Origin of the sequence: Telluribacter humicola, from assembly GCF_017355935.1 — a bacterium.
Classification (GTDB): Bacteria; Bacteroidota; Bacteroidia; order Cytophagales; family Spirosomataceae; genus Telluribacter; species Telluribacter humicola.
The window spans coordinates 1-475 of the sequence record NZ_JAFIQT010000024.1 but is presented as its reverse complement, the minus strand read 5'-3'; the positions used below and the strand labels follow the sequence as shown (position 1 = coordinate 475).

At 42.3% G+C, this 475-nt stretch carries 1 protein-coding gene; it reads left to right on the top strand.

Translation table 11 applies throughout. From position 1 onward, the window contains the following. Positions 1 to 134: 134 nt before the first annotated feature. Positions 135 to 475 (top strand): fatty acid desaturase family protein (locus JUB14_RS27615; RefSeq protein ID WP_229368385.1); only part of this gene is annotated, 341 nt, incomplete at its 3' end.

Below are 475 nucleotides of genomic sequence, written 5' to 3'. Positions count from 1 at the left end.
GCATGATCATCAAGACCTCTGTATTACTAGCCCTCTACATAATTCCTTTTATTCTTTTGCTAACCTTGCAGCCTCCCTTCTGGGCTAGTCTGATTTTGTGGCTATTGATGGGACTTGGCATTTCAGGTATAGGTATGAGTGTAATGCATGATGCTAATCATGGAGCCTATTCTAAAAATCCCTCTATTAATAAATGGATGGGATACACGATCAACCTGGCCGGAGCGGGTGTAGATAACTGGAAATTTCAGCATAATATACTCCATCATACCTACACCAATATTGTTCCTATGGATGAAGATATTCGGGATCGAGGCATTGTAAAACTGTCCCCACATCACGAAGCTAAGAGAGTGCACCGGTTTCAATACCTCTACGCCTTTGGATTTTATGGGATACTTACCCTTTACTGGGTGCTGCTCAAGGACTTTATCCAGTACCAGGGTTTCATAAAATCAGGAGTCAACCGAAAGTC